Annotated in this window: 7 protein-coding genes; 5 read left to right on the top strand and 2 right to left on the bottom strand. The window is 66.8% G+C overall.

From position 1 onward, the window contains the following. Positions 1 to 247: 247 nt before the first annotated feature. Positions 248 to 1,270 carry a PQQ-dependent sugar dehydrogenase gene (locus E1261_RS42570; RefSeq protein WP_132415667.1) on the top strand — a complete coding sequence of 341 codons (1,023 nt, stop codon included), beginning with the start codon at positions 248 to 250 and terminating at the stop codon, positions 1,268 to 1,270. Positions 1,271 to 1,295: 25 nt separating this feature from the next. On the opposite strand, the gene E1261_RS42565 is transcribed toward E1261_RS42570, so the two are convergent. Both E1261_RS42565 and E1261_RS42560 read right to left on the bottom strand, forming a co-directional pair. Beyond that, positions 1,296 to 1,829: a GNAT family N-acetyltransferase gene (locus tag E1261_RS42565; protein ID WP_132415665.1), complete on the bottom strand. Its 534-nt coding sequence runs from the start codon at positions 1,827 to 1,829 to the stop codon at positions 1,296 to 1,298. A 9-nt stretch (positions 1,830 to 1,838) separates the two neighbouring features. Then, on the bottom strand, positions 1,839 to 2,600 hold the full coding sequence (locus E1261_RS42560; RefSeq protein WP_132415663.1) for an alpha/beta fold hydrolase: 762 nt from the start codon (positions 2,598 to 2,600) through the stop codon (positions 1,839 to 1,841). A gap of 160 nt (positions 2,601 to 2,760) precedes the next feature. On the opposite strand from E1261_RS42560, the gene E1261_RS42555 reads away from it, so the two are divergent. The 4 genes from E1261_RS42555 to E1261_RS42545 form a co-directional block, all read left to right on the top strand. After that, a complete protein-coding gene (locus E1261_RS42555; protein WP_132415661.1) occupies positions 2,761 to 3,732 on the top strand; it encodes a LysR family transcriptional regulator in 972 nt (323 codons plus the stop codon). A gap of 45 nt (positions 3,733 to 3,777) precedes the next feature. Further along, positions 3,778 to 4,938 carry an NAD-dependent formate dehydrogenase gene (locus E1261_RS42550; protein WP_132415659.1) on the top strand — a complete coding sequence of 387 codons (1,161 nt, stop codon included), beginning with the start codon at positions 3,778 to 3,780 and terminating at the stop codon, positions 4,936 to 4,938. A 103-nt stretch (positions 4,939 to 5,041) separates the two neighbouring features. Next, positions 5,042 to 5,203, top strand: a complete 162-nt coding sequence (locus E1261_RS45690) for a hypothetical protein (protein ID WP_165952843.1) — start codon at positions 5,042 to 5,044, stop codon at positions 5,201 to 5,203. Positions 5,204 to 5,306: 103 nt separating this feature from the next. Next, a partial coding sequence (locus tag E1261_RS42545; RefSeq protein WP_132415657.1) for a GntR family transcriptional regulator occupies positions 5,307 to 6,010 on the top strand: 704 nt, incomplete at its 3' end.

Genomic DNA, 6,010 nt, shown 5'->3' with positions numbered 1-6,010 from the left:
ACCCGGCGCCTAACAAGCCGTCGACCAACGGATCGGATCGGGTTCGGGCCGCCGCCGGCCGTGGTCGAGGCGGACCGGGGACGATCCGTTGGTGTTGTTTCGGGTCCACCGCGGCCCCGCACCCCTTTCCCCCAGTCCCTGGGAACGCCCACAGTGATGTTCCGGTCACTGTGGGTGTGGCCTGATGGGCGGAAGTACGGCAAGCTTGCTGTCGAACAAGGGGGGATCGACAGTGAGGACCTGAGTTATGCGCAAACGACTCTCCGCCCTGGCCTCCGTGACCGCCCTGCTCCTGGTGACAGCCGCACCATCGGCGGTCGCCGCCGTGCCACCGACACCCCGGATCGCCGGGACGGTGGCGAGCGGCTTCCAGTCACCGTGGGGCCTCGCGGTCCTGCCGGACGGCTCGGCACTGCTCTCCGAGCGAGACACCGCCCTGATCAAACACGTCACCGCGGCCGGCGTGGTCCGCCAGATCGGCCGCGTCCCCAATGTCCGGCACGGCGGCGAAGGCGGCCTGCTCGGGATCGCGGTCGCACCGACCTTCGGTACCGACCGGCTGCTCTACGCCTACCACACCGCCTCCGGCGACAACCGGGTCGTCCGGATGACCTACGACGGCACCACCCTCGGTACGCCGCAGAACGTCGTCACCGGGATCCCGCGGGCCAACATCCACAACGGCGGCCGGCTCGCCTTCGGGCCCGACGGCTTCCTCTACATCAGCACCGGCGACGCCGCGAACACCGCCAACTCGCAGAACCCGAACTCGCTCGGCGGCAAGATCCTCCGGGTCACCCCGACCGGCAGTCCCGCGCCCGGCAACCCGAGCGGTACCCGCGTGTACAGCCTCGGGCACCGCAACGTCCAGGGCCTCGCCTGGGATGAGGGCAACCGGCTCTGGGCCAGCGAGCTCGGCCAGAACACCACCGACGAACTCAACCAGATCCGGGCCGGCGGAAACTACGGCTGGCCGACCTGCGAAGGCAGCTGCAACGACAGCCGCTTCATCAACCCCCAAGCGACCTGGACGACCGCCGAGGCGTCACCGTCCGGCCTAGCCTTCTCCCGGAACACCATGTGGATGGCGGCCCTCCGCGGCCAGCGCCTGTGGGCCATCCCGGTCAGCGGCGGCGTCCGCGACGGCAACACGGTCGCCAGCTTCACCAACCAGCAGGGCCGCCTGCGCACGGTAGCCAACGCCGCCGACGGCTCCCTCTGGGTGATCAGCGAAACCACCGGCAGCATCCTGCGCGTGGTCCTCGGCTGACGACTTCCTGCTCGACCGTGCCGGGTCAGCAACCAGGACCCGGCACGCTCGCTGTCGGCGAGAGGTCAGAGCGAAGACGGCTGTACAGGTAGCCGTCGCGGTACCGGCCGGCCCGGAACTCACACGCTCTCAGAACACCCTCGAACTGGAACCCCGCCTTCACCAGCGCCTTCTGCTCGGCCAGGTTCTCCGGATGGGTACCAGCCTGAATGCGCTCCGCCGTGGTGTGCTCGAACAGGTAGTCGGCCAGCATCGACTGCGCCCGCCAGCCGATTCCCTGCCCCCGGTACTCCGGCAGCAGCGCGATCCCGATCTCCCAGTACCGGCTCCGCCCACCGTCGTACGAACCAGCGCCCCAGCTCACGAACCCGGCGGTCGCGCCGTCGGTGTCCACCATCAGCCGACCGTGCTCGGTTCCCAGGAACCCGTCCTCCTCGTACTGCTGCCCGACCCGGCGCGGGTCACGGTGCCCGTTCCAGTCCAGCCCGATCAAGCCGGGCTCGGCGACGAAACGGCGGAGCAGGTCGAGGTCATCCGGGGTGACGGGGCGCAGCTTCATCCAGCCACCCTAGGCAAAGTAGTCGGTCAGGACCTGGGTGAGGGTTTCCGGGGACAGGGTGTGGAAGGTGCCTTCGTGGCCTTCGGCTCTTGCGTTGGGGAGAGCGGCGGCCGTTTGGCGGGTGGACTCTTGCAGCCACGCCGGACTGGCGTTGCTGAAGAGTGCGAGGGTCGGAGTCTCGATCGATGAGAGCAAAGCAGTCGGTACGGCGCTGTCGCGCATCTGCAGGGCGTCGTACACGAGGGTCGGCGCCATGGCGACCAGCCCCGGCCACATCGGCGTCTCGCGGATCTGGTCGACAACCTCCTTCGGCTGCCCGACTGCCTCAACCATGAACAGTTCGGCCACGCCGGCCGGGTTCCCAGCGGCGACGAACTCCTGCAGCCGCTCGAGGTACCGGTCCGGCACCGGCGGTGCACCCTCTACCCGGAACGGCGGTTCGACGACAGCAAGCCGCTCGAACGCCACACCGGACTGCAGCAACACCATCACCCCGGACGAGAACGCACAGGCGAACCGTGCACCCGTCACCGCCTGCAGAGCGGCCAGGTCTTCCCACTCCCGCTCAACCGCGTACGGCGCCGTGTCACCGGAGTCACCACGACCCCGCCGGTCGTAGTTCACCACGGTGAAGGCGGTCGACAACGCCTCGACGTACGGCGTGAAGAACGACCGGTCGGTGAACGCACCGGCGATCAGAACCAACCCCGGTCCGCTACCGGCCACGTCGTACGCGATCTCGGTGCCGTCCTGTGAAGCGACCTTCTGCATCTCGCTGCCCTTCTCGAAGAGGAAGAAGTCTTCCTTTGCCTCAGCGTCGATCGGGAGGCATTCAGACAGACATCCAGCAATTGTGACCTGGGCCACACATAGCCAAGGGACGGTTCGGTCCGTACAGTTGCATTATGTATACAGACAGCTGGTATGCGCGATGCTGCTGAGGCAGCTGGAGTACCTCGTGGCCCTGGCTCGGGAGAAGCACTTCGCCCGGGCGGCCGATGCTTGTTACGTGTCGCAGCCGTCGCTCTCGGCCGCGATCCGCAAGCTCGAGCAGGAGCTCGACGTACCGATCGTACGGCGCGGACGCCGGTTCGAAGGGTTGACTCCGGAAGGCGAGCGGGTACTGCTGTGGGCCCAGCGAATCCTCGCCGAGCAGGACGCGCTGCGGCATGAGTTGTCGGTCCTGCGCGGCGGTCTGACCGGCACCCTCAGACTCGGCGCGATCCCGACCGCGATGCCAGTGGTCTCGCTGCTCACCACACCATTCTGCGAACGCCACGGGCATGCCCGCGTGACGATCGAGTCGCTGTCATCCCGCGACATCACGCACAAGCTGGCCGAGTTCGACCTCGATGTCGCGATGACCTACCTCGACGACGACACCCTCGGCCAGGTCCGTAAGACTCCGCTCTACGAAGAGCGCTATCTGCTGCTGACTCCACAGCACTCACCACTGGCCGAGGTGCCGATGGCAACCTGGGCACAGGTCGCCGAGCTCCCGCTGTGCCTGTTGTCGCCGGACATGCGCAACCGCCGGATCATGAACGGCTACTTCACTGACGACGGCGCCATCGCCACACCTGCCATCGAGAGCGACACCGTCTCGGGCCTCTACAGCCACCTGCACGGCAACCACTGGTCGACGGTGATCTCACACGCCTGGCTGCACATGTTCGGCGTTCCGGACGGGATGCGCGTCGTACCGCTAAAAGGGCCAGCCGACGGACCGCGGGTCGGCCTGGTCATCGCCGCCCGCAGTCCGGAGCCAGTGCTGGCAAGGGCATTGCTCGATGTCGCACGTCAGGCCGGTGTGCACAAAGCCCTCGACGATCTTCTCGATGTGCATTTGATGGGTTCTGGCTATCACGCGATAACCAGCAAGTCTTTGACCGTCCCTACCTAACAGCGGGACTGTGGAATCACCTGCAAAACAAGGAGATTCCACACCATGGCGAAGATTCTCTGTGTCCTGTACGACGACCCTTCGACCGGCTATCCGAAGTCGTACGCCCGCGACGAGATCCCCGCGATCACCCGCTATCCCGGTGGCCAAACCGCGCCCACACCGAAGGCCATCGACTTCACCCCGGGCGAACTGCTCGGCAGCGTTTCCGGTGAGCTCGGCCTGCGCAGTTTCCTGGAGAGCCAGGGGCACACCCTGGTCGTGACCTCGGACAAGGACGGCGACGGCTCGATCCTCGACCGGGAACTGCCGGATACCGATGTGGTGATCTCGCAACCGTTCTGGCCGGCCTATCTGACCGCTGAGCGGATCGCGAAGGCACCCAACCTGAAGCTCGCGATCACCGCTGGCATCGGCTCCGACCATGTCGACCTGGACGCGGCGATCGAGCACGGCGTGACAGTTGCCGAGGTCACCTACTGCAACAGCATCAGCGTCGCCGAGCACGTGGTGATGATGATTCTCGGGCTGGTGCGCAACTACATCCCGTCGTACCAGGTCGTGGTCAATGGCGGCTGGAACATCGCGGACTGCGTGCAACGCTCGTACGACCTCGAGGGCATGCACGTCGGCACGGTCGCGGCCGGACGGATCGGTACGGCGGTCCTGCGGCGGCTCGCACCGTTCGACGTGAACCTGCACTACACCGACCGGCACCGGCTGCCGGAGTCGGTCGAGCGTGAACTCAACCTGACCTTCCACACAAGCGCCGCCGAGATGGTGCCGCACTGCGACGTGGTGACGATCAACGCGCCGCTGCACCCGGAGACGGAGGGGCTCTTCGGGGAGAAACTGCTGGCGACGATGAAGCGCGGCAGCTACCTGATCAACACCGCACGGGCGAAAATCGCCGACCGGGACGCGGTCGTCAAAGCCCTGGAGAGTGGACAGCTCGCCGGGTACGCCGGTGACGTCTGGTACCCGCAGCCGGCCCCGGCCGACCACCCGTGGCGGACGATGCCGAACCACGGCATGACGCCGCACATCTCCGGCTCGTCGCTGTCCGCGCAGGCCCGGTACGCCGCGGGCACCCGCGAGATCCTGGAATCGTGGCTGGCGGGGACGCCGATCCGCGACGAGTACCTGATTGTTGACGGTGGGCGACTGGCGGGTACCGGAGCGCATTCGTATTCGACCCGCATGTAAGGCGGATCACGTGAGATGCGGGCATAACCGGTCAGTACACCTGGTTGAATGTATACAGAAGCCAGAATTCAAAACAGCTCCTTCGGGAGCAGAAGGGATCGCAATGATCTTCACCCGTAGGTTCGGCGCTCTGGCGGCTCGCCCGCAGTTTCCGGATGCCCCGGAGCTGCAGCAGGAGCTGAACATCACCGTAGACCTGGACTCCGAGCTGGCCGACCTGACCAGCACGGACGAGAACCGGCGCGCCGACGAGTCGGCCGCCTGACCGTTTGACCCAAGGCTGCGAAATCCTTATGAACGGTCATGGCACTTGGTAGACTGTCTACCAAGTGCCATGCTGTTGCTTCAGGCAAACGGGAGGACCCTCGATGACGACGATCAGCACAGGTGCGGAACCGGCCGGCGTACGGCACGTGAAGCGGCCGCAGCCGTTGCGCGAGTCGGTCTACGAGGCTCTCACCGAGATGATCATCGACGGCACGCTGGAGCGCGGCCGGCACCTGGTCGAGGTTGAGCTGGCCGGCCTGCTCGGCGTTTCCCGGCAGCCCGTGCGCGAGGCACTGCAGCGGCTCAACAACGAGGGTTGGGTGGACCTGAGGCCCGGTTTCGGCGCGATGGTGCACGTCCCGGCCGAGGACGAGGTCGACCAACTCCTGGCTGCTCGTGCCGCCCTGGAGTCCGAGTCCGCCCGTCTGGCCGCCCGGCACGCCACCAAGGAGGACCTGGCCAAACTCAAAGAGCTCTGCAAGGTCGGTACGGCGTTCCACGAGTCCGGCGACACCGACGGAGCTGTCCGCACGAACGGCGAGCTGCACGCCTTCATCACGCAGATGTCCGGCAACCGCTTCCTGATCGACTTCGCCGCTCAGGTCGACCGCCGCGTCCGCTGGTACTACACCCCGCTCGCACCCGTCCGCGGCGCCGCGTCCTGGCGCGAGCACAGCCGCCTGGTCAAGGCCATCAGCGACGGCGACGAGGACAAGGCCGCCCAGACCATGCGCGAGCACACCGAACACACCCGCAAGGCCTACCACGACCTCCGCGCCTCCGAGGGCCCCGCCGAGCCCACCCC

It is taken from the genome of Kribbella albertanoniae (assembly GCF_004348455.1).
In the GTDB taxonomy this organism is placed as follows: domain Bacteria; phylum Actinomycetota; class Actinomycetes; order Propionibacteriales; family Kribbellaceae; genus Kribbella; species Kribbella albertanoniae.
This window is presented reverse-complemented; position numbering and strand designations above follow the sequence as displayed.